The following is a 23393-nucleotide window of genomic DNA, read 5'->3' as shown; positions in this document are numbered from 1 at the left end:
CGAGCACCAGAGCGGGAGCCGTCTTCCCACCGCTTCAATCGGCCTCAGGGCCGAGGTTGCGACCGGGCGGCGGCCTCTTTATAAGCCGTTTCAACTCGGTGACGGCCTTTTGCGGAATCTGCTTTAAGGCGCGGCCTCTTCATCCTTTTTCCTGCAGACAGACTGGACCCATGCTTCGAGGATTACGCAAGGCCTCATCAAACTGGCTCGGCAAGACCATCATGGCGGTGGTCATGGGCGTTTTGATCGTCAGTTTCGGCATCTGGGGCATCGCCGACATCTTCCGCGGCTTCGGGCAGTCGACGGCTGCAACCGTGGGACGCACGGAGATCTCGGTCAACGAGTTCCGGCAGATCTATACCGACCGGCTGCAGCAGATCGGCCGCCAGCTCGGCCGTCCGCTGACCACCGAGCAGGCCCGCATGTTCGGGCTCGACCGCTCCGTTCTGCAGCAGACGATTGCGGAAGCCGCCCTCGACGAGCAGGCCCGCCGTCTCGGTCTCGCCCAGTCCGATGCGGAGACCATGCGGGTGATCCTCAGCGATCCCAACTTCAAGGGCCCGAACGGGGCGTTCGACCCGCAGCGTTTCCAGGCCATCATCCGCAATTTCGGCTTCACCGAGCAGCGCTATCTGGCTGACCAGCGCCGACAGTCGCTGCGGCGGCAGATCACCGGCACGATCGCGGCCGGGCTGGAGCCGTCCAGCACGATGCTCGAGGCGCTCGGCCGCTTCCAGAACGAGCAGCGCTCGATCGATTACATCAAGCTCGACGCGGCGCAGGCCGGCACCATCGATGCGCCCTCGCCCGAGGTTCTCGCGTCCTATTTCGAAGAGCACAAAGCCCAGTTCAAGGCGCCGGAATATCGCAAGATCTCCTTCGTCGTGGTGACGCCCGAAGAGATCGGCAAGTGGACCGACGTATCTGACGAGGACGCCAGGAAGCTGTTCGACCAGCGCAAGGCGCTGATGGGCACGCCGGAGAAGCGCCAAGTCCAGCAGATGACCTTCTCCACCATGGAGGAGGCACAAGCGGCGCGCGCCCGGATCGCCGCGGGTGAAGTCACGTTCGACGAGCTCGCCAAGGAGCGCAACCTCAACCCAGCCGATCTCGATCTCGGTCTGGTGACGAAATCGGCGATTCTCGACCCTGTCGTTGCCGATACCGCCTTCTCGCTGCCGACCGGCGAGGTCAGCCAGCCGGTCAAGGGCGCGTTCAACGTGGCGCTGATCAAGGTCAGCGCGATTCAGCCGGGCCAACAGCCGGAATATGAGAGCGTCGCTGCCGACATCAAGAAAGAGATCGCAGCCGACCGCGCCAAGTCGCAAGTCGCCAATCTTCGCGACAAGATGGAAGACGAGCGCGGCGGTGGCGCCAGCGTGTCAGAGGCCGCCAAGAAGCTCGGTCTCAATGCCGTCACGCTCGAAGCGGTCGACAGGTCCGGCAAGCAACCTAACGGCCAGCCCGTTTCGAACATCCCGCTTGGCCTGGATGTCGTTGCGCAGGCCTTCAACAGCGACGTCGGTGTCGACAACGAGCCGATCTCGTTCCGCGGCGGCTATGTCTGGTTCGAGGTTCTCGGCATCACCCCGCCGCGCGATCGCCCCCTCGACGAGGTCAAGGATCAGGTCGCCGCGCGCTGGCGCGACGACGAGGTCGCAGCCAAGCTGCGCGCGAAGGCCACCGAACTGGTCAAGAAGCTCAACGAGGGCGGCAAGCTCGCCGACGAGGCGGCATCGCTCGGCGTGAAGGTCGAGACGGCCAGCGCGTTCAAGCGCGACGCCTCGGTTCCCGGCGTCCCCACCGGAGCGATCACCGCCGCATTCCGCACGGCGAAGGACGGCGTCGGTCAGACCGAGGCTGATGGCGGCCGGCAGTGGATTGTGTTTCGTGTCACCGACATCATCGAGCCGAAGGTCGACCTCGCGTCCGAAGACACCAAGAAGCTGAAGGACCAGTTGCAGCGCGCGCTCGCCGACGAGCAGGGCACGGCCTATGTCATGAAGCTCGAGAAGGACATCGGGACGACGATCAACGAGGCTGCCGTGGCCCAGGTGGTCGGCGGCGGCAGCAGCAACCAATGACGGATCGCTAGGGGCACGCGATGGACGATCTCAAGTCGATCATTGGCAAGGTGGCGACCGGCGCGCCGCTGTCCCGCGAGGAGGCGGCGTCCGCCTTCGACAGCATGATGTCGGGCGAGGCGACGCCGTCGCAGATGGGCGCGCTGCTGATGGCGCTGCGCGTGCGCGGCGAGACGGTCGAGGAGATCACCGGCGCCGTCAGCGTGATGCGGGCGAAGATGCTGCGCGTCGACGCGCCAGCGAGCGCGGTCGACATCGTCGGCACCGGCGGTGACGGCTCTGGCTCGGTCAACGTCTCGACCTGCGCCTCCTTCATCGTGGCCGGCGCCGGCGTGCCGGTCGCCAAGCACGGCAACCGCGCGCTGTCGTCGCGCTCGGGCGCGGCCGACGTGCTCGCCGCGCTCGGCGTCAAGATCGATCTGAAGCCCGACCAGGTCGGGCGCTGCGTGCGTGAGGCCGGCATCGGCTTCATGTTTGCGCCCGCGCATCATCCGGCGATGAAGAACGTCGGTCCGACCCGGGTCGAGCTCGCCACTCGCACGATCTTCAATCTGCTCGGTCCCCTGTCCAATCCGGCCGGCGTCAGGCGCCAGATGGTCGGCGTGTTCTCGCGGCAATGGGTGGAGCCGTTGGCACAGGTGCTGAAGAATCTTGGCTCGGAAGCCGCCTGGGTCGTGCACGGCTCCGACGGGCTCGACGAGATCACCTTGACCGGCCCGACCTTCGTCGCCGCCCTGGAGAACGGCCATATCCGTACCTTCGAGGTCTCGCCCGAGGAGGCCGGGCTTGGCCTGTGCGGCAGCGATGGTCTGAAGGGCGGTGACGCGGCGGCCAACGCCGTGGCGCTGCAGAGTGTGCTCGATGGCCTGCCGAGTCCCTATCGCGATGTGGCCCTGCTGAACGCCGCGGCGGCGCTGGTTGTCTCCGGCCGCGCCAAGACGCTGAAGGAAGGCGTCGCAATCGGCCGGGATTCGCTCGACAGCGGCGCCGCAGCAGCGCGGCTGAAGCAGCTGATCGACGTCTCGAACGACTGATCTGCGGAGCGCGCCATGTCGGATATCCTGGCCAAGATCGAAGCCTATAAGCGCGAGGAGATCGCGGCCGCCAAGCGGGCGTGCCCGCTGTCGGATCTCGAGGCGCGAGCGCGTGATGCCTCAGCGCCGCGCGGCTTCGTCGCGGCGATCCGAGCCAAGCATGCGAACCGCGACTACGCGCTGATCGCGGAGGTGAAGAAGGCTTCGCCGTCGAAGGGGTTGATCCGCGCCGATTTCGATCCGCCTGTTCTCGCCAGGGCCTATGAGGCCGGCGGCGCGGCCTGCCTCTCGGTGCTGACCGACACGCCGTCGTTCCAGGGCCATCTGGACTTCATGGTCGCCGCACGCGCCGCGACCGCCCTGCCCGTGCTGCGCAAGGACTTCATGTTCGACACCTATCAGGTGGTCGAGGCTCGCGCTCATGGCGCCGACTGCATCCTGATCATCATGGCCGCGCTCGATGACGCCGCGGCTGCGGAGATCGAGGCCGCCGCGCTCGCCCACGGCATGGATGTGCTGATCGAGATCCATGATCGCGCCGAGCTCGATCGCGCGCTGAAGCTGCGCTCGCCGATGATCGGCATCAACAACCGCAACCTGCGCACCTTCGAGACCACGCTGGCGACCTCCGAGACGCTGGCGCCGCTGGTCCCGAAGGAGCGTCTGCTGGTCGGCGAGAGCGGCATCTTCACGCCGGCCGATCTCGCGCGCCTGGCGCGCGTCGGCATCCAGACCTTCCTGGTCGGCGAGAGCCTGATGCGGCAGGCGGACGTCACGGCGGCGACCCGCGCGTTGCTCGCGCGCGATGCCGCCTCCGCCAGCGCGGCTGAGTGACCATGTCCGACAAGTCACCCGGCGCTCCCGCCCTCACCCACATCGATGCTCGTGGCGAGGCCCGCATGGTCGACGTGTCGGACAAGGCTGCAACGGAGCGCACGGCAACAGCCGAAGGCCGCGTGGTGATGAGTCCCGCGACGCTCGAGCTCATCATCTCCGGCAACGCCAAGAAGGGCGACGTACTCGGCACGGCCCGCATTGCCGGCATCATGGCCGCCAAGCGCACATCCGAGCTCATTCCGCTGTGCCACCCGCTGGCGCTCTCCAAGGTCACCGTCGACATCACCCCCGACGCTGCGCTGCCCGGCTGCATCGTCAGTGCAACCGTCAAGGTCACCGGGCCGACCGGCGTCGAGATGGAAGCCCTGACGGCCGTGTCCGTCACCTGCCTGACGATCTACGACATGATCAAGGCCGCCGAGCGCGGCGTGCGCATCGAAGGTATCCGTTTGACCGAGAAGATCGGCGGCAAGTCCGGGCATTATCGCGCCTGAAGGTATTGGAAAACCAAATACAACTTCGAATTAATTGTTCGCTAACTCAACTTCCTAACCTCACTTCCATAGCGGGCCTATAGCAATGGTTGTGGGAGGGACATCGTAGCGGTTCCATCCCGAAGCGCCTATCGCAAGCGTATTCAGGACCGATGACGACCAACGCTAGTCCACGGAATGCCCTCAGAGCTTCGACCGACCGCGGTGGACCGATCCGCTGGCTGGTCGGCGGAGGCCTCGTGCTGATTGCAGCCATCGCGATCGGCACGACCATCATGGCCGACAGTTTCCGGGAACGCGCGCTGAACAGCGCGACGCGCGAGCTGGAGAACACCGTCCTTCTACTGGCGCGTCATTTCGATCAGCAGATGGAGGATCTCGGCGCGATCCAGCGCGATCTCGCCAACTACGTCCGACAGAACCATATCGACACCGGCGCCCGCTTCAAGGAGCAGATGGGAAGCGCCGCCGTCAATGCCATGCTGAAGGACAAGCTGAGCGCGGTGACCTATGTCGGCGGTCTGAACATCTTCGACTCCGACGGCAACCTGATCAACTCCGGAGCGACCTGGCCGGTGCCGCCCGTCAATATTGCCGATCGCACCTTTTTCAAGCGGCTGAAAGCCGATCCGACCGCGCCGCAATTGCTGATCGAACCGGTCGTGGGCCGGATCACCGGCACATATGTCGCGGTCATCGCCCTGAAGCTGACCAGTCCCAACGGCGAGTTCCTGGGCATCATCGGCCGCAGCCTCGAACCCATCAATGTCGAGCGGTTCTTCGCCTCCGTCGCGCTCGGGCCCGACGCGGCGATCTCGATGATGCATCGCGACGGAACCCTTCTGGCCCGCCATCCACGCCACGAGGGCATGCAGAACCAGAACTACAAGAGCGCGCCGATCTTCCGCCAGATCCTGGCCGGCGATGGCAACACCACGGGCATTTTCAGCAGCCCCGTCGACGGCGAGCACCGCATCGGCGCGTCGCACCGGCTGACGAGCTATCCCTTGATCGTGACCGCGACGACGACGGTCTCGGCGGCGCTCGCCGACTGGCGCGAGCAGATGCGCTTCCTGATCGCCGTCGGCGTGACCTCGGTGCTGCTGATCGCCGGCATGCTCTACGTCGTGGTGCGCCGGTTGATCAGCGACCACGACGCCTCCAGCCGCCGCTTGACGCTGGAGAAGGAACGGCTCGACAAGGCCGTCAACAACATGACCCAGGGCCTCCTGCTGTTCGACGCATCGGAGCGCCTGGTCATCAGCAACCAGCGCTACGTCGACATGTACGGCCTGTCTGCCGACGTCGTGAAACCAGGCTGCACGTTCCGCGAGTTGATCGCGCACCGCAAGGCGACCGGCTCGCTCGCGGGCGACGACGGCGAATATGCCGATGCGGTGCTGCGCGACATCGGCCGCAAGACCTCGCAGATCATCGAGACCACGGACGGTCGCTGGATCCAGATCGTCAACGAGCCGATCGCGGGCGGCGGCTGGCTCGCCACCCACGAGGACATTACCGAGCGCAAACGGTCCGAGGAGCAGATCACGCATCTGGCGCACTATGATGCCCTGACGGATCTGCCGAACCGCACCCTGTTTCACGAGCGCCTCAAGGAGGAGCTGACCGGCGTCCCCCAAGGCCGGCGCCTCGCGCTGCACTACATCGACATCGACGAGTTCAAGGGCGTCAACGATTCGCTCGGCCACCTCGTCGGCGACGAGCTGTTGAAATCCGTCGCGGCGAGCCTGAGCACCTGTGTCGGCACCACGGGATTCGTCGCCCGCCTCGGCGGCGACGAGTTCGCCGTGGTTCAGACGGCCATCCGCAACCGCGAGGACGTCGAACAGCTGATCGAGGATATTCTCAGCGCGATCCGCGCCCCGCGCTACTGCCTCGGCCATCAGCTCACCGCCGACGCCTCGATCGGCGTGGCGCTGATCCCCGAGCACGGCACCGATCTCGACCAGATCATGAAGAATGCCGATCTGGCGATGTACGCCGCCAAGGCCGCGGGACGGCGCACCTGGCGCTTCTTCGAGCCCGAGATGGACGCCCAGGTCAAGGCGCGCCACCAGCTCGAGGTCGACCTGCGCCAGGCCATCGCCGACGATCGGCTCGAGGTCTACTACCAGCCTTGTCTGAGCCTGCAGGACGACCGCATCGTCGGCTGCGAGGCGCTGGTGCGCTGGAAGCATCCGACCCGCGGCACCGTCTCGCCGGCCGAGTTCATTCCGATCGCCGAGGACACGGGCCTCATCAACCTGCTCGGCGAACGCGTCCTTCAGGTCGCCTGTACCGAGGCTGTGAGCTGGCCGGACGACATCCGGCTCGCCGTCAACGTCTCGCCGGTGCAGTTCAAGAGCGGCACCCTGGCGCTCAAGGTCGCGAATGCGCTTGCGACCTCCGGCCTGCCGCCGCATCGGCTGGAGCTCGAGATCACGGAAGCGGTGCTGATCCGCGACGACGACGCGCTCGACACCCTGCACCAGTTGCGCGCGCTCGGCGTCCGTATCGCGCTCGACGATTTCGGCACCGGCTATTCGAGCCTCAGCTACCTCCAGCGCATTCCGTTCGACAAGATCAAGATCGACCGCTGCTTCGTCCAGGACATCACCGAGAGTGAAGGCTCCGCGGCGATCGTCCAGGCCGTGGTCAACATCGCCGCCATCCGCAAGATGTCGACGACCGCCGAGGGCGTCGAGACCGAGGCGCAGCGCCAGGTGCTGAAGCGGCTCGGCTGCTCGGAGATGCAGGGCTATCTGTTCAGCCCTCCGAAGCCCGCAGCCGACGTGGGGCAATTGTTCGCCGCGCAGCGCGCCAATCCCTCAACCGGCCGCCATTCGCGCCCCAACGCCGCGTGAGCCAGTTCCGAACCGATAAATACCGTTGCAATTTGAGGCTTTTCCACAAGCCAAACTCAAACCCTACCAACCAGTCGTCCCGTCCGCCGCTTGAAGTCCACGGCTCCGCCATGATCTACGGGACACAGACGGACATACTCCGTGTCCGCTTGTACACGCTGGTCGAAAACCACGGCGGGACGGCCTCAGGGCCGCCCCCTCGGGTGTGAGCATCGGGCGCCGCAAGGCGCCACCCTGAAGATCAGTTCGGCACCGCCGCCTTGGCACGGACGTCGGCATTCACGGTGACGCCGCGCAGCACGTTGAAGGCGGCGTGCAGCGCCTTGTCGTCCTTCTCGTCCGGCGGAACGTAGGACTGCGAGCCGGTCTGCTCGGTGCCGTCGGGCGCCGAGAGATGGCCGCGCATGCCGGCCTCACCCTTGAGATCGCCGCGATCCTTCAGCTCGTCCGGCACGTCCTGCTTGACCTCGATGTCCGGCGCGATGCCCTGCGCCTGGATCGAGCGGCCGGAGGGCGTGTAGTAGCGCGCCGTGGTCAGCGCCAGCGCGCCATTGCCGGCGCCGAGCGGAATGATGGTCTGCACGGAACCCTTGCCGAACGAGCGCGTGCCGACCAGGGTTGCACGCTTGTGATCGTGCAGCGCGCCCGCCACGATCTCCGATGCCGAGGCCGAGCCGCCATTGATCAGCACCACGAGCGGCTTGCCCTTGGTGAGATCGCCGCCGCGTGCGGTGAAGCGCTGCGTCTCCTCAGGATTGCGGCCGCGGGTCGAAACCACTTCGCCTCGCGAGAGGAACGTGCTGGAGACCGACACCGCCTGATCGAGCAGGCCGCCCGGATTGTTGCGCAGGTCGACCACATAGCCGGCGAGCTTCTCCTGCGGAATGTCCTTGGAGATGCTGGCGACGGCCTTGCGCAGGCTCTCGGTGGTCTGCTCGTTGAAGGATGTGATGCGGATATAGCCGATGTCGCCGCCTTCGGTGTGATAGCGGACCGGGCGCACCTTGATGATCTCGCGCGTCAGCGTAACGTCGAGCGGTGCGTCCTTGCCCTTGCGCATGATGGTAAGCTTGGTCTTGGTGTTGACGCCGCCCTTCATCTTGGCGACGGCCTGCTCGAGCGTCAGTCCCTGCACCGCCTCGCCGTCGATCTTGGCGATGAGATCGCCCGAGAGAACGCCGGCCTTGGACGCGGGCGTGTCATCGATCGGCGCGACGACCTTGACCAGGCCCTCCTCCATGGTGACCTCGAGACCGAGTCCGCCGAACTCGCCGGACGTGGTCTCCTGCATGTCGCGCCAGGACTTGTCGTTCATGTAGCGCGAATGCGGATCGAGCGAGGACACCATGCCGTTGATGGCGCCTTCGATCAGCGCGGGATCGCTCGGCTTCTCGACATAGTCGGCGCGAACACGCTCGAACACCGCGCCGAACAGATTGAGCTGCGAATAGGTGTCGGCCATGCCGGCCGCGGCCTTGGCCTTGGCAACGAGTTGCGCGCCGTCGGGACCCGTGACCATCAGGGTCAGCCCGACGCCGGTCATCGTGCCCGCCAAGAACAGCCAGTTTTTCCGCATTGTTTGCTTCCCGAGCGTTTGTTGGATGGCCGGCCGATCAAATGGTCCGCACGCATCGCCGGCGCGATTTGTGTTGCGAACACACACCACATTTCCGGTTTCTTCAAGGCCGATATTGCGCCGCCGTACCGGGGCCCGACCGCCGGCGCTCGCATCCGAAATGGACGTTCACAGGCTGAAATCAAGCTCAAGGCTGCGCCGGCGCTGGGCCCGGCTGAACATACCCCGTCTTTCACGGACACCCATGATCACAATTCGACGAGCCGTGTACCACGCCGCGATTTGATGGCCTGGGCCTGCGGGGCGCCGCTCCCTGCGCGCGCCCGGGAAGCTCGAGTTCGGAATGGCTTGCTCCCGGCCCGCTCGATGGGCAATGCTCCGCGGCAAAACCGCAAGCATGACAGTCGCTGGGAGGCAAACATGAACCAACGGACCCCGATCGAGGCCGGGTGGCGGAACGTCGAACTCGGCTCGAGCGACGAGAAGTTCCAGAACCTGCACGAGCTCATCCGCAAGGCGCGCGCCCAGCTCAACCAGAACGCCTGGGACTACATCATCGGCGGGGCCGAAACCGAGACCACGCTGCGTCGGAACCGGATGGCGCTCGACGAGATCGCGTTCCGTCCGCGCGTGCTGCGCGACGTGTCCAGGGTCGATGCCTCGGTCGAAACTTTCGGACGCAAGCTGCGCCTGCCGGTGGTCATGGCCCCGGTCGGTGCGCTCGAAATCTTCGATCCGGCAGGGGCGGCCAGCGTGGCCCGTGGGGCGGGCCGATTCGGAGCGGCGCACATGCTGAGCTCGGTGTCGGAACCCGGGCTGGAGAAGACCGCCGAGGCCGCGCCCGACGCGCTGCGAATCTTCCAGCTCTATGTCCGCGGCGACGACGCCTTCGTCGAGGACTATGTGAGCCGGGCGGTCGCCAACAGCTACACCGCGTTCTGCCTGACCGTCGACACCGCCCATTACAGCCGGCGCGAGCGCGACATCGCCAAGCGCTACGTCCGCGAAAGCCGGCTGCGCGCGACCGGCGGCGACCACCAGAAGGCGCTGAGCTGGCACACCGTCAAGCTGATCAAGGACAAGTTCAAGCTGCCGCTGATCATCAAGGGCATCGCGACCGCCGAGGACGCGCAGATTGCGGTCGATCACGGCGTCGACTGGATCTACGTCTCCAACCATGGCGGCCGCCAGCTCGACCATGGCCGCGGAGCCATGCAAGTGCTGCCGGAGATCGTCGCCGCCGTGAAGAGCCGGGCAAAGATCATGGTCGACGGCGGCTTCTGCCGCGGCACCGACATCGTCAAGGCGATCGCCTCCGGCGCCGACCTCGTCGGCATCGGCCGGCTGCAATGCTGGGCGCTCGCCGCGGCCGGCGAGGACGGCATCCTGCGCATGCTCGAGCTGCTGGAGGACGAGGTCATCCGCGCGCTCGGCCTGCTCGGCGTCACCTCGTTCGCCGAGCTCAACGGCTCCTACCTGCATCCGGCAACCGCCACCAACCAGCCGAGCGTCGTCAGCGCGTTTCCGCTGGTCGACATCGAGCCCTACCGTTATTGAGGCGGAGGCCCTTCCGTTCAACGCCAGCCATCGACGCCCCCCTCCATGCCCTCCTCCGCTCTCCGCCCCGGCGACGCCGACGCGCTGCTGTTCGATCTCGGCCGCGTCGTCATCGACATCGATTTCGTCCAGGTCGTCTCGCGCTGGGCCGCGCATGCCGGCTGCGCGCCGGAGCATCTCGCCGCGCGCTTCGTGCGCGACGAGATCTACCACGGCCATGAGCGCGGCACGGTCTCCGACGCCGACTTCTTCGCCAACCTGCGCCGGCAGCTCGGCATCGACATCACCGACGCGCAGTTTCTCGAGGGCTGGAACGCGATCTTCGTCGGTCCGATGCCCGGCATCGCCCCGCTGCTCGCACGCGCGGCGGAGAAACTGCCGCTCTATGCCTTCTCCAACACCAACCAGCCGCACATCGATCACTTCTCGCCGCGCTACGCCGACCTGCTTGGTCACTTTCGCGAGATCTTCCTGTCGTCGTCGATCGGCCTGCGAAAGCCGGATGCCGAGGCCTACGCGCATGTGGTCGATGCGATCGGCGTGCCCGCCGAGCGCATCGTATTCTTCGACGATCTCGCTGAAAACATCGACGGCGCGCGGGCCAGCGGGCTGCAGGCGGTGCTGGTGCGCTCGACGGCCGACATCGCCGCGGCGCTGGAGGCGCTCGGGATTTGATCGCATCGCGCAAGGGTGCGTCATGGCCAGCGGCGTGACGTTCTGAAGGGCTGCGCTCGCAATGACGGTGCCCACTCATGCAAGATTGTTCTCGCGACACGATGTGCCCGAGCTTTGCTGCTCTCATCTCCCCCTCCTCCAATCGGAGGGCGCAGGGAATGCCGGGCTGCTGGCCGCAACCCATGGCCCGCCTGCAGAAAAAAAGCAGGCGGCAGTCACCACAGGTCCAGCCGACATCCGGCATTCCCTGCGCGATGGTCTTCACGTTTATACGCGATCTCCCCGGTGCCCGGCTTGTTGGCCACCGTCGCCGTCGGGATCATCATCACCCGCCGGCTTGGCATCAGCTTCGGGATGCCAGGACCACGCGACTTCACGTCCGCGCCATGCCGTTCGTCCGCGTGCCATCCGAGCACGCTGCGGCACGTCGCGGCCACCGCATCCCGCGCTCCACGTCCGTGACGATCGCGAAGCGCCCCTCCTGTCGAGCACGGGACCAAATCAGCATAGCAGACTTTTCCGAAAAAGCGAATCCTAAATTCGACCGCCGGCAAGGGAGCGATCCGGCCCGTCTCCCGCCACATCCGCTGGTCGCAGACGGCCCGACCGCCTAAGCTGTCCGCTCTGCACGCCCCCGCGGCCCGGAAGAACCGAATGCCCCTCGACATCATCTGTTTGCGTGATCGGCCCGACCTGATCCCGCGCGTGTTCTCGCCCGAGCTGGATGCCATCTGGCCGGAGTTCATGCGGCAGGACCGGACGGCGACGTTGTACTATGATCCGCCAGTGTTCGACCAATATGCGGACTGCGCCTACGTGGCGCTCGCCGGTGACGAGGTGGTCGGGCGCGCCTTCGCCGTCCCCTTCACCTTCGGCATCGAGGGCCGCCGCACGCTGCCGGATGCGGGCTGGGACGAGGTGATCCGCTGGGGTCACGAGGACCGCCTGCTGGGACGGCGGCCGACGACGATGAGCGCGCTGGAGATTGCGCTGCTGCCGAAGGCGCGCGTGCCCGGCAGCTCGCTCGCCATGCTCGCGGCTCTGAAAGGCTGCGCACGCGCCAAAGGTTTTGCCGAGCTGTACGCGCCGGTGCGGCCGAACCAGAAACATCTGGCGCCGCGGACGCCGATGCGCGCCTATCTCGATCAGCGGCGCGAAGACGGCCGATTGGTCGATTCCTGGCTGCGCACGCACCTCGGCATCGGTGGCGAGATCGTCAAGATCGCGCCGTGCTCGATGACCATCGTCGGCACGCTCGCCGAGTGGTCGCAATGGACCGGCGTGACCTTCGATCGCTCGGGTGAGATCGAGGTCCCCGCTGCTCTCGTGCCCGTGCTCGCGTCGGTCGAGCACGACCATGCCGCCTATGTCGAGCCGAATGTCTGGATTCGGCATCCGCTCTAACGCGGTGCAGGCCGTCCGCGCGACGATCAACGCGCCGGCACGACGCGCTCGTCCAGAAATCCGATCACCGCATCGAACGCCTGCCGTCGATTTCGCTCCATCAGGATCATGTGCGTGCCCTGCCCGATCTCGACCAGGCGCTTGTACGGCGCGCTCACGAGACGAACGAACAGGTCGTGCGCCACGTCGAAGCGGACGTCCACATCCCATTCCGCCGAGAGCACGAGAACAGGGCAGTTGATCGTGCTGGGATCGTAGATCGGCTGGTCCACGGTCCAATGCTCGCGCACGTCCTGCACCGCGCCCGAAGGCGCACGGATCGCGCCGGGGTACGGCGAGTCCGGATCGGTCGCGAGCGTCGCCTCCGCCCAGGACTCGAACCAGCCGTCCGGAATCAGCTTGTCCCGCGCCTGCTCCGGAGCGGCGCCGCGCCACGCAGCCTCGAACGCGCGCGGGCTGACGATCCGATAGGCGCCGAGCGGTCCGCCGGCGTCGATGCGCAGCGGCTCGCTGGACAGCCAGAGCGGCGTTACCAGGATCAGCTTCTCGAGCTTCGCGCTCGCCGCGCTCGCGAACATGCCCGCGACGGTGGCGCCCCAGGACATGCCGAGCACGTTGGCGCGCGGGACGTCGCGATGCCGGCAGATGAAGTCCACCGCCGCGCCGAAATCGTCCACGGCGGTCCGCGCATTGACCAATGGAGATCCCTCCTCGGCCGCCCGCGACATCTCCGGCGGCCGGCTGGAGCCGCCATAGCTGCGCGCATCGACGGCCCAGACATCGTAGCCGGCCTGCGCCAGGACATCCATGAAGGAGGCGCCACCAACCGCGACGTCGAACAGGCTGGCGGATGAAAAGGTGGCGCCGTGCATCATCGCCAGCGTGCGCTCGGCCGAGAACCGTTGCACGTCATGCCGGCGCTTGTTGATGAGCTGAAGCTGTACATCGGACACCGGGCCTTCGATCAGGCGGCGCTCGGAAACGATGCGCGAGGAGGACGTTGCGTTCTCGGTCATGGTCACCTCGGATCAGGCGAAGTGCCACGCGAACCGGTCGCCGTCGCGGCTGATCCGCCCGGCCGAGGACTCGGCGAAGTGGGTCGTGAGCACGAGGGAGCCGGTCTCGGCGGCATGGTTCATCGCCCATCGGCGTGAGGTCCGCGCCGCATCCGGGAATTCGCAATAGACCGAGTTCCAGTCCGGACGCGCGACCTGCAGCGGATGATGCATCACGTCGCCCCAGAACAGCGCGCGCTCGCCACGTGAGCTGAAGCTGATGCAGGCGTGATCGATGCTGTGACCGGGGCTCGGCAGAAAACGGAAGCCGTCGACGACCTCGCTGCCATCGACCGTGATCTCGCGCGCGAGGCCGGCCTCGACGATCGGCAGCACGCTGTCTTCGTAGACCCCAGGCATCGGTGGATGCAGCATTGGGCCAAGCCCAGCTGCGTCTCTGATTGCGGCGTCCGAGCCGTTGCCGGCCGAGAGTGCGGCGACATAGGCGCGCTCGCGGCCTGAGAAGATGTGCTGGGCGTTGGGAAACACCGGCATCCAACGGCCATCGGCAAGCTGCGTATTCCACCCCACATGATCCGCGTGCAGATGCGTCATCAGGACGAGATCGACATCGCCAGGGGCGACGCCGGCCGCCCGCAGCCGGTCGAGAAACGGCTCGTTCAAGCGATGCAGAACTGCTGCGCCGGGCCGCTCCTTGTCATTGCCGGTGGCCGTGTCGATCAGGACCACCCGCTCTGGCGTCCGCACCAGCCAGCTATGGATGCTCAGGCGCAACGATCCCGTGTGCGGATCGACCGATCCCGGCCCCACCTGGCCTCGTTCCCGAACGATGCTGTCTGCTTCTACGCCCGGAAACAAAAACTCTCCCTCGACCGCATCGAGGCCGATCTCGAAGATCCTCGTGATGGTGGCGTCTCCGACGCGATAGGTCGTGATGTCCTGCATGTCTGGCCGCCTCGATCCGAACGGTGGTCTTGTCTGGGCCGAGATCTAGGACTAGGTCATACATTCCTCAAATCGATCCAGCTCATGCAGTCCATCGATCACTTCGATCTTCGCTCCTTCGACCTCAATCTGCTGGTCGCGTTCGACGCGCTCATGCAGGAGCGCAGCGTGACGCGCGCGGCCGCACGCCTCAAGGTGGGTCAGCCTGCGATGAGCCATACGCTGTCGACGCTTCGCGTGCTGCTGCAGGACGAGCTGTTCGTCCGCGTCGGCGCCGTCATGCAGCCGACGCCAAAGGCTGCGGTGCTCGCCGGGCCGGTTCGGGCGGCGCTGGGGCAGATGCAGGCAGCGCTGCATGCCGCACCGGAGTTCGACCCGGCGACCGAGCAGCGCACCATCCGCCTGGGATTTTCAAGTGAGGTCGAGCTGCTGCTGATCCCCGAGCTCACCGCGGTGCTCCGTCGAACGGCGCCCGGCGTGCGGCTTCTCAGCCGGCCGACCGAGCGTAACGAAGTGCATCGCCTGCTCGACGACGGAGCCTTGGATGTCGCGGTCGGCTGCTTCGACGCCGTCGCACAGCGGCACAGATCCCAGCTCCTGTTCGAGCAGGCGCTGAGCTGCGTCTACAATCCAAAGCGCATCGCGATGAAAACACCGATCAGCCTCGCCGACTATCTGTCGCTTCCGCACGCGCTGGTGACGCTGACCAACAGCCTGCAGGGCTGTCTGGAGGCGGCGCTGGATGAGATCGGGACCGAGCTCAACGTGGTCTCGGCCTCCTCGGAATTCCTCAGCGTGCTGGCGACGGTCGCCGCATCACCGGTGATCACGACGATACCGACCAGGATGGCAAAGCTCTACGGGCCGCGATTTGGGCTGACGCTCTGTCCCGCGCCGTTGAAGCTGCGGCTGCCGGCCGTCTCGATGGTCTGGCCGCTGCAGCTCGATCGTGATGCAGCATCGGTCTGGCTGCGGAACATGGTGGCGGATATCCTGCACACGACCGAGCGCGCCGCCTGTCGCGCAGCTGCTGGATAGAACGCGGGGCGGGAGCTAACCGGAACGGCGCATCGGCCAACGCCTTGGCACTGCGGTCGACCTTCTGCGCACTGATTGCAGGGTTTCTCGCGCGGTCGTGAGGCAGCGGCCCGGACGCGGCCAACATCAGACGATCAGAAGGCAGGAAGCGGCCTGAGCCCTTGGCCGAGCCGTGCGCGTTCGGTTAGAAGGCGACTCATTCGATCTGCCGTCTCCATCCGAAGGAACTCTCATGGCCCTGATGCCGGTGTCTGATGCGTTGTCCGCCGTGCTCGCCGGCGCGGAGCCGCTGGCCGAGGAGCTGGTGACGCTGGACGAGGCCCATCACCGCATCCTGGCCCGCGACCTCGCGGCGCTGCGGACGCAGCCGCCCGAGGCGATGTCGGCGATGGACGGCTACGCCGTGCGCGCGGCGGACGCAGCCCAGGCCAAGGTGCGGCTGAGGGTGATCGGCGAGGTCGCGGCGGGGCGGCCGTTCGATCGCGTGGTCGGACCCGGCGAGGCGGCGCGCATCTTCACTGGTGGCGTTGTCCCTGAGGGCGCCGACGCGGTGGTGATCCAGGAGGACACGATCGCCGAAGATGGCCACGTCGTGATCACCGAGGCCGCGATCAAGGGCCGGCACATCCGGCCCGCCGGCGTCGACTTTCATGAGGGCATGGTGCTGCTGAAGGCGGGCCGCCGGCTCAGCGACCGCGACCTGTCGCTGGCGGCCAGCATGAATCATCCGGCACTGCCGGTGCGGCGCCGGCCGAAGGTGGCGCTGCTCGCCACCGGCGACGAGCTCGTGATGCCTGGCTCGACGCCCGGCCCGGGCCAGATCGTCTATTCCAACGGCTACGCCCTGCGGGCGCTGGTGCGCAGCGAGGGCGCGACACCGATCGATCTCGGCATCGCCGCGGATACGATGGAGGCCACGATCGCCGGGATCCGGCGGGCGCGCGAGGCCAAGGCCGACATCCTGATCACGACCGGCGGCGCCTCGGTCGGCGATCACGACCTCGTCAAGCAGGCGCTCGAAGCCGAGGGCGTCGAGATGGCGTTCTGGAAGATCGCGATGCGGCCGGGCAAGCCGATGATGCACGGACGGCTCGGCGACATGAGGGTGATCGGACTGCCCGGCAATCCGGTGTCGTCCTATGTCTGCGCCATCCTGTTCCTGGTGCCGCTGATTCGGCGGCTGCTCGGCCGCGACGAAGCTCGCATGCCACGCGAGACCGCCCTGCTCGGCCGCGAACTCGGGGCCAACGATTCGCGCGAGGACTATCTGCGGGCGCAGCTCGAGGAGCGCGCCGACGGCACCCTGATCGCAACGCCGGTGACCCAGCAGGATTCGTCGCTGCTCGGCAATCTCGCGCTCTCGCAGGCGCTGGTGATCCGGCGGGCGTTTGCGCCGAAGGCCGCCGCCGGCAGCCCGTGCGAGATCCTGCGCCTGCCGAGCTAGGCCGTTTCCCCCGGCAAAGCCCGGTCCGTTCACTACAATTTAAGGATTGCGGAACACACATCGAACATATAGTGTCCGTTCATGATTTGTTTTTAGTATGTTGCGGGCGACGCGATGATGGTCCGACTCCAAGGCGCTCTCAGCCGGTTTGTGCTCAAGGCGCAGCTCCTGGACTCGGACGACAACAAACTGGGGACCAGGTCGAGATGCTGACGCGCAAACAGTACGAACTTCTGCGGTTCATCAACGAGCGGCTCAAGGAAGCCGGCGTGCCGCCGTCCTTCGACGAGATGAAGGATGCGCTCGATCTGCGCTCGAAGTCCGGCATTCATCGCCTGATCACGGCGCTCGAGGAGCGCGGCTTTATCCGCCGGCTGCCCAACCGCGCCCGCGCGATCGAGGTGATCAAGCTGCCCGAGCTGTCACAGGCTGCCAACAACCGCCGCGGCTTCACCCCATCGGTGATCGAGGGCAATCTCGGCAAGGTGCGCACCAGCACTCCCGCGCTGGACGATGGCGAGCGCCCCGTCGCGGTGCCGGTGATGGGCCGCATCGCCGCCGGTACCCCGATCGAGGCGCTACAGACGCGCAGCCACACCATCAGCGTGCCTGCCGACATGCTCGGCAACGGCGATCACTATGCGCTCGAGGTGCGCGGCGACTCCATGGTCGATGCCGGCATCCTCGACGGCGACATGGCGCTGATCCAGCGCAACGAGACCGCCGACACCGGCGACATCGTGGTAGCGCTGATCGACGATGAGGAAGCGACGTTGAAGCGCTTCCGCCGCCGCGGCGCATCGATCGCGCTGGAGCCGGCCAACACCGCCTACGAGGTGCGCATCCTGCCGCCCAACCGGGTGAAGATCCAAGGCAAGCTGGTCGGGCTGTATCGCAAGTACTGATCGCGGACGCGATCGGTCGATCGGCGGCGAGCGCACGCGCTTCTCCGCCGATCGAAATTGGTCACGCGCGAATGCACCTCAGGATGTGCAGCGCGGCATGCTCAAACGCTTGTGATCGCCCGCGGGCGCACGCGGTGCAGATCAGCGCAGAATTGCCGTGAAGCGCGCGCTAACATCTCCTCGATGTCCACTCTGATAGAGGCCTGCGCCTGTCCGGGGGGAGCGTGGGTCGGCTATCTCTCAACGAGGAGCGATCCGATGTGTGACTACAGCCTCCATGCGGTTGCGTCCCGTCCCGCCAAGGTCGGCGAGACGTTGATCTCGACGACGTTTCGCGGCACCGCCACCCGCGGCTTCGCCCTCGAGAGCGAGCCGACCGTCGCAGTCTGCATGCTGCCCGGCACCGAGTTGGCATTTGTCGAGGACGTCCGCTACGACAGCCGCTGGCTCTGGACCCGGACGATCCGCGAGCGCGTCGCGAAGTTCAACAGCATCGAGACGCACATCCCCGATCGCCATCACGACGCGATCGAATTCGCCGACGGCCGCCACGTGCTGGTGACCCAGCTCTGCGAGGGCCAGCGCGTCACCGTGCTACAATTGCCGGTCAGCAAGCAGCCGGCCGAGCGCCGCCCGGGCATGGCGGAGGACGTTCCGGCTTCGCAGGCCACATCGATTCGCCGCATCAGCATCACCTGAGCGCCTGCGCGTCCGCATTTCTCTCGGCCATGAGCGAGCTTTCGGCCGGGGGAGATTTGGTTTCTGCAAGCGCAAGGTCTTTCCGGCGAACCTCACGCTCCGGCATCGCATCGAATAGGAACGACATCCCTCGGCCAGCATTGTGTGCCGGGGGAGCTTGCCGCCGTGGTCAACAAGATCGATTGGAACAAGGCCGGCCGGCTCTCCGAGTCCGGCCGCTACATGCTTGCGTTCGGATGGCTGACGGTCACGGCTGATGACATCGCCATCTGGCAACGCTATCCGGGCGCTGCGTTCACGCTGGTCGAAGGTCCCTCGCTGTTCGATGGACCCGATGACACCGTGTATCATCTCGGCACGTTGTATCATCTCAGCACGTTCGAGCTGTCCGGCGCTCAATCCTGCTCGCCCTGCTCCGTCTCCGGCGGCGTCGCGTCCTGAAGCCGCGACACCGGCGCACGCGGCGTCAGCGTCGTGTCGAACTCGCCGGCCTCGGCGGGCGCCGGCCACCACGGGCGATCGGTGCCGCCAGCGCGCACCGGCGTGACGGAGAAGCCGGTGCCCCGCTGCACCAGCATCAAGGCGCCCTGCTGCTGCAGGCGCTGGCGATCGATGACGGCCGCCGCGCAGGATGACGGCGCGGCGCGCGCGGTGACGATCAGCGCGGCACGGGCGCAATCATCGTCGAGCGCCTCGGCGCGCAGGGTCAAGGCGGCGAATCGGCCGTCGGCCATCGCGACCACGCAGCCCGCCTCGTCGCAGGAGACGCCATCGGCGAGCGATGAATCCGCCGGCAGCCGGGCATCGGCGTCGGCCGCGAGCCACTCCTTGGTGGCGAACACGTCCTTGCCGGTGCGCATCACATGCAGGCGTCCGTCACGGCCGCGCACCGCCACCGCGCGCCCATCGCCGGCGATCAGCACGTCGGGCAGCGGCGTCGTGGCGGCCCACGCGGTGGCCACCACGAGCCCGACGGCACCCGACCAGCGCAGCGGTGTGCGCATCAGGCCGATCAGGATGACGCCGAGGCTGGCCAGGATCAGCGGACCGATGCCGAAGCCCGGGATGCGCCCGACCGCGCCAGGCAGCGCCGCCACCCAGCGCGTCACCGCGATCATCCAGTCGATGCCGAGGCCCATCAGCGTCCACCAGGGACCGTCGAGCCCGAACGGCGCCGCCAGCAGGCCGAGCAGTCCGGCGGGCATCACCAGCACCGAAACCACCGGCATCGCCGCGAGATTGGCGAGCACGCCATAGGGCGTGACGCGATGGAAGTGGAACGCGGCATAGGGCGTGGTCGCAAGCCCCGCGATCAGCGAGGCCAGCAGCAGCATCGCAAGCTCGCGGCCGCCCCACAGCGCGATGCGCTGCGTCGTGGAGCTGTCCGGCCTCGCAAACAGTTTGGGCAGGCCGAACTGCACCAGCGCGACCAGGCCGAGCGTCGCCGCGAACGACATCTGGAAGCTCGGATGCACCAGCGCTTCGGGTGCCGCGATCAGCACGATCATCGCCGCGACCGCGAGCGTGCGGAAGGTGACGGCGCGGCGATCGACCATGACCGCGATCAGCACCACGGCCGTCATGAAGAACGATCTCTGCGTCGCGACCTCCGCGCCCGACAGCAGCAGGTAGAACGCCGCCGCGACCAGCGCCGCCGCGGCCGCCCATTTCTTGATCGGATGGCTGATAGTGAGGCCGGGGATCAGCGCAAGCAGCGCGCGCACGGCGAAGAACACGACGCCGGCGACGACGGCCATGTGATAGCCGGAGATCGACAGCACGTGGCCGAGGCCGGAGACGAACATCGCATCGTTGACATCGGGCGTGATGGCGTCGCGCCGGCCGGTCAGCAGCGCGGTGGCGATGGCGCGCTCATCGCCCGTCAGGCGGGCGCGGATGCGTGCGTCGATCGCATCGCGCAGGCCCTGCATGGCCGCCGCATAGCCCAGGCCGAAGCCGGCGGCCTGCGGCGGCGTCGCCGTCGTGATCGCGCCCATCACGAAGCCGGAGGCGCCGATGCCCTGGAAGAACATGTCGCGCGCGAAGTCGTAGGATCCCGGCCGCACCGGGGCCATCGGCGGCAGCAGCCGCGCCTTGAGCTGCACGAAGCTGCCGACCTCGGGCGCCGTGCCCTTACGCACCGCGAGCCGCACGCGCGCGATCGTGGCGGCGTTGCGCGGGCTCTCCATCGCGGTGACGCGCAGCACGATCCGATCGCTGCGCTCGCGGATGTCGCGCGCCTCGACGAAGCCGGACAGCGCCACCGAATACAACGGCCGCGCCAGCACTGGATGAGCGACACGCGCCGTCTTGATGGTCGCCGCGGCAAAGCCGCACGCCGCCGCCGCGATCATCACGGCAACCGGAAACATCCGATGCCGCCGCATCATGATGGCGACGATGCAGAGCAGCGCCGCGGTGGTGGCGGCGATCCAGAGCACCGGCTCGTGATCGGCGGTGAAGTACAGCGCGATGCCGGCCCCGAACGCCACCGGCACCCAGGGCAGCAGCCGGCCCGCCCCGGCCTCCTCGACCGCCCAGCTCTTCAGGCGGGCGGCGAATGCCGACGACGCGCCGGACCCGATCGCGGGCCAGCCGCCGGCCAGCGCGCCGCGCGGCGGCCAGACATCGGCCATCGTGCCCGCGAGCCCGCGACGCCCTCCCGGCGGCCTGACCGGCTCCGCCATTGCCCACACCACCCGTTACTTTACGGGCATGGAGGCTAGCGAAACCACGGGGAATCCGACTAGCGGAACGGAACGAGAATCCAATCCCGGTGCCGGGAACGTCATTGGAACTTTCGGCACCGCACGGGCTTATGCGGGTATGGACCACCATGACAATGACGATCCCTTTGCCGACCTCGCGCTCGACACGGCGATCCACCTGCGCTGGACGTTGCGGGACATCAAGGCCCACCGGCTCACGCTCTCCCCCGTCGCCGACGATGATCTCTCGCTCCTCGCGGAGCGCGGCCTGGTCGAGGTCAGCGATGGCGTGCCAACGCTGACCGAGGCCGGCCTCGCAGCGATCAATTGAGCTGCGGCTGCGGTCCCCATCTCATCCCTTCGCGACCTCCTTCGCAAAGGTGTCGCGCAGGCCGATGGTGCGGTTGAACACGAGCTTGTCGGGCGTCGAATCCGGATCGCGGACGAAGTAGCCCTGGCGCTCGAATTGCATCGGCGCGTCCGAATTGCTCTCGGCGATCGCCGGCTCGATGCGGGCGTCGGTCAGGACCTCGAGTGAGTTGGGATTGAGATCGGCGGTGAAGTCGGCCGCATTGGGGCTTGGATTGGCGAACAGCTGATTGTAGATGCGAATCTCGGCTGTCAGCGACTGCGCAGCCGGCAGCCAGTGCATCGTCGCCTTGACCTTGCGTCCATCCGGCGCGTTGCCGCCCTTGGTCGCGGGATCATAGGTGCAACGCAGCTCGACGATCTCGCCGGCGTCGTTCTTGATGACGTCGCGGCACTTGATGAAATAGGCGTAGCGCAGCCGCACCTCGTTGCCCGGCGACAGCCGGAAGAACTTCTTCGGCGGGTTCTCCATGAAGTCGTCCTGCTCGATATAGAGCTCGCGGCCGAAGGCGATCCTGCGCGTGCCGGCCGAGGGATCGTCGGGGTGGTTGATCGCCTCGAGCTCCTCGACCTGGCCTTCCGGATAATTCTCGATCACTACCTTCAGCGGCCGCAGCACGGCCATCCGACGCAGCGCCGTGCGGTTCAGCTCCTCGCGGATGCAGAATTCGAGCATGCCGACATCGACGATGCTGTTGGCCTTGGCGATGCCGATGCGCTTGATGAACTCGCGCACCGCAGCCGGCGGCACGCCGCGCCGCTTCAGGCCGGCGATGGTGGGCATGCGTGGATCGTTCCAGCCGGAGACATGGCCGTCCTGCACCAGCCGCGTCAGCACGCGCTTCGACAGCAGCGTGTAGGTCAGGTTGAGCCGCGCGAACTCGTACTGGTGCGGATGCGACGGCACCGGCAGCTTGTCCAGGAACCAATCGTAGAGCGGCCGGTGGTCCTCGAACTCGAGCGTGCAGATCGAGTGCGTCACGCCCTCGATCGCGTCCGACTGCCCGTGGGCGTAGTCGTAGCTCGGATAGATCTTCCAGGCGTCGCCGGTGCGCGGGTGATGGGCGTGCATGATCCGGTACAGCACGGGGTCGCGCAGGTTGATGTTGCCGGCGGCCATGTCGATCTTGGCGCGCAGCACGCGCGCGCCGTTCGGGAATTCGCCGGCCTTCATGCGCCGGAACAGGTCGAGATTCTCCTCGACCGTGCGGTCGCGGAACGGGCTGTTCTTGCCGGGCTCGGTGAGCGTGCCGCGCGACAGGCGGATCTCCTCCTGCGACTGGTCGTCGACATAGGCGAGCCCGGCCTTGATCAGCCCTTCCGCCCAATTGTAGAGCCGCTCGAAATAATCCGAAGCGAAGAACAGGTTGTCGCCCCAGTCATAGCCGAGCCAGCGCACGTCGGCCTGGATGGAATCGATATATTCCTGCTCTTCCTTGGTCGGATTGGTGTCATCGAAGCGCAGATTGCAGCGACCGCCGAACTCCTGGGCAATGCCGAAGTTGAGACCGATCGACTTGGCATGGCCGATATGCAGGTAGCCGTTCGGCTCCGGCGGGAACCGGGTGACGACCGTCTTGTGCCTGCCGCTGTCGAGATCGGCCTGGACGATGTCGCGGATGAAGTCGCGCCCTGCCTCTGCCGTCGTCGCCGTGTCTGTCGTCGTGGTCATCAAGAATATCCTGCTCCGGAATTTGGCAGCCTATCTGCCAAATCCGCTTCCCCCAAGGAAGGCTTTAGTTAT

The 23393-nt window shown here is 66.8% G+C and carries 19 protein-coding genes; 14 read left to right on the top strand and 5 right to left on the bottom strand.

Annotation, left to right across the window (positions count from 1 at the left end; genetic code table 11):
- Window positions 1-170: 170 nt before the first annotated feature.
- From QX039_RS10340 to QX039_RS10320, 5 genes are all read left to right on the top strand, one after another.
- Window positions 171-2084, top strand: coding sequence for a peptidylprolyl isomerase (locus QX039_RS10340; protein WP_315738204.1), 1914 nt, complete (start codon window positions 171-173; stop codon window positions 2082-2084).
- Window positions 2085-2104: 20 nt separating this feature from the next.
- On the top strand, window positions 2105-3118 hold the full coding sequence (trpD, locus tag QX039_RS10335; RefSeq protein WP_315738205.1) for an anthranilate phosphoribosyltransferase: 1014 nt from the start codon (window positions 2105-2107) through the stop codon (window positions 3116-3118).
- A 15-nt stretch (window positions 3119-3133) separates the two neighbouring features.
- Window positions 3134-3952: an indole-3-glycerol phosphate synthase TrpC gene (gene trpC, locus QX039_RS10330; protein ID WP_315738206.1), complete on the top strand. Its 819-nt coding sequence runs from the start codon at window positions 3134-3136 to the stop codon at window positions 3950-3952.
- 2 nt (window positions 3953-3954) lie between these two features.
- Window positions 3955-4449, top strand: a complete 495-nt coding sequence (moaC, locus tag QX039_RS10325; protein WP_315738207.1) for a cyclic pyranopterin monophosphate synthase MoaC — start codon at window positions 3955-3957, stop codon at window positions 4447-4449.
- A gap of 152 nt (window positions 4450-4601) precedes the next feature.
- On the top strand, window positions 4602-7313 hold the full coding sequence (locus QX039_RS10320) for an EAL domain-containing protein (RefSeq protein WP_315738208.1): 2712 nt from the start codon (window positions 4602-4604) through the stop codon (window positions 7311-7313).
- Window positions 7314-7554: 241 nt separating this feature from the next.
- Here QX039_RS10320 and QX039_RS10315 read toward each other — a convergent pair whose 3' ends face one another.
- Entirely contained in the window at window positions 7555-8889 is a 1335-nt protein-coding gene (locus QX039_RS10315; protein WP_315738209.1) for a S41 family peptidase, read from the bottom strand.
- 420 nt (window positions 8890-9309) lie between these two features.
- Between QX039_RS10315 and QX039_RS10310 the strand changes: the two genes are divergently transcribed.
- The 3 genes from QX039_RS10310 (at window position 9310) to QX039_RS10300 (ending at window position 12525) form a co-directional block, all read left to right on the top strand.
- On the top strand, window positions 9310-10446 hold the full coding sequence (locus tag QX039_RS10310; RefSeq protein WP_315738210.1) for an alpha-hydroxy acid oxidase: 1137 nt from the start codon (window positions 9310-9312) through the stop codon (window positions 10444-10446).
- A 45-nt stretch (window positions 10447-10491) separates the two neighbouring features.
- The gene (locus tag QX039_RS10305) at window positions 10492-11121 is read left to right on the top strand and encodes an HAD family phosphatase (protein ID WP_315738211.1); all 630 of its coding nucleotides are present in this window, start codon (window positions 10492-10494) and stop codon (window positions 11119-11121) included.
- Window positions 11122-11865: 744 nt separating this feature from the next.
- Complete coding sequence (locus QX039_RS10300; RefSeq protein WP_315738318.1) at window positions 11866-12525, top strand: hypothetical protein; 660 nt, start codon at window positions 11866-11868, stop codon at window positions 12523-12525.
- Between the two features lie 26 nt (window positions 12526-12551).
- On the opposite strand, the gene QX039_RS10295 is transcribed toward QX039_RS10300, so the two are convergent.
- Both QX039_RS10295 and QX039_RS10290 read right to left on the bottom strand, forming a co-directional pair.
- A complete protein-coding gene (locus tag QX039_RS10295; protein ID WP_315738212.1) occupies window positions 12552-13541 on the bottom strand; it encodes an alpha/beta hydrolase in 990 nt (329 codons plus the stop codon).
- Between the two features lie 12 nt (window positions 13542-13553).
- Entirely contained in the window at window positions 13554-14486 is a 933-nt protein-coding gene (locus tag QX039_RS10290; RefSeq protein ID WP_315738213.1) for an MBL fold metallo-hydrolase, read from the bottom strand.
- A gap of 84 nt (window positions 14487-14570) precedes the next feature.
- On the opposite strand from QX039_RS10290, the gene QX039_RS10285 reads away from it, so the two are divergent.
- The 5 genes from QX039_RS10285 (at window position 14571) to QX039_RS10265 (ending at window position 19013) form a co-directional block, all read left to right on the top strand.
- Window positions 14571-15524 (top strand): LysR family transcriptional regulator, encoded by a 954-nt coding sequence (locus QX039_RS10285; RefSeq protein ID WP_315738214.1) that lies wholly within the window; start codon window positions 14571-14573, stop codon window positions 15522-15524.
- A 232-nt stretch (window positions 15525-15756) separates the two neighbouring features.
- The gene (gene glp / locus QX039_RS10280) at window positions 15757-16968 is read left to right on the top strand and encodes a gephyrin-like molybdotransferase Glp (protein ID WP_315738215.1); all 1212 of its coding nucleotides are present in this window, start codon (window positions 15757-15759) and stop codon (window positions 16966-16968) included.
- 206 nt (window positions 16969-17174) lie between these two features.
- On the top strand, window positions 17175-17873 hold the full coding sequence (lexA, locus tag QX039_RS10275; protein ID WP_172109545.1) for a transcriptional repressor LexA: 699 nt from the start codon (window positions 17175-17177) through the stop codon (window positions 17871-17873).
- 258 nt (window positions 17874-18131) lie between these two features.
- A complete protein-coding gene (locus QX039_RS10270; protein WP_315770837.1) occupies window positions 18132-18572 on the top strand; it encodes a hypothetical protein in 441 nt (146 codons plus the stop codon).
- A gap of 165 nt (window positions 18573-18737) precedes the next feature.
- Window positions 18738-19013 (top strand): hypothetical protein, encoded by a 276-nt coding sequence (locus QX039_RS10265; protein ID WP_315770839.1) that lies wholly within the window; start codon window positions 18738-18740, stop codon window positions 19011-19013.
- Here QX039_RS10265 and QX039_RS10260 read toward each other — a convergent pair.
- Window positions 18968-21259 carry a ComEC/Rec2 family competence protein gene (locus QX039_RS10260; protein WP_315770840.1) on the bottom strand — a complete coding sequence of 764 codons (2292 nt, stop codon included), beginning with the start codon at window positions 21257-21259 and terminating at the stop codon, window positions 18968-18970. The genes QX039_RS10265 and QX039_RS10260 overlap by 46 nt on opposite strands.
- A 139-nt stretch (window positions 21260-21398) precedes the next feature.
- Between QX039_RS10260 and QX039_RS10255 the strand changes: the two genes are divergently transcribed.
- Window positions 21399-21611, top strand: a complete 213-nt coding sequence (locus QX039_RS10255; RefSeq protein ID WP_315738219.1) for a hypothetical protein — start codon at window positions 21399-21401, stop codon at window positions 21609-21611.
- Between the two features lie 21 nt (window positions 21612-21632).
- Here QX039_RS10255 and QX039_RS10250 read toward each other — a convergent pair whose 3' ends face one another.
- Entirely contained in the window at window positions 21633-23321 is a 1689-nt protein-coding gene (locus tag QX039_RS10250; protein ID WP_315738220.1) for a glutamine--tRNA ligase/YqeY domain fusion protein, read from the bottom strand.
- Window positions 23322-23393: the final 72 nt, after the last annotated feature.

It is taken from the genome of Bradyrhizobium sp. SZCCHNR1043, assembly GCF_032489675.1.
Taxonomy (GTDB): Bacteria; Pseudomonadota; Alphaproteobacteria; order Rhizobiales; family Xanthobacteraceae; genus Bradyrhizobium.
Note: the sequence above shows the minus strand (reverse complement) of the source record. Positions and strands in the feature narration are given on the sequence as shown.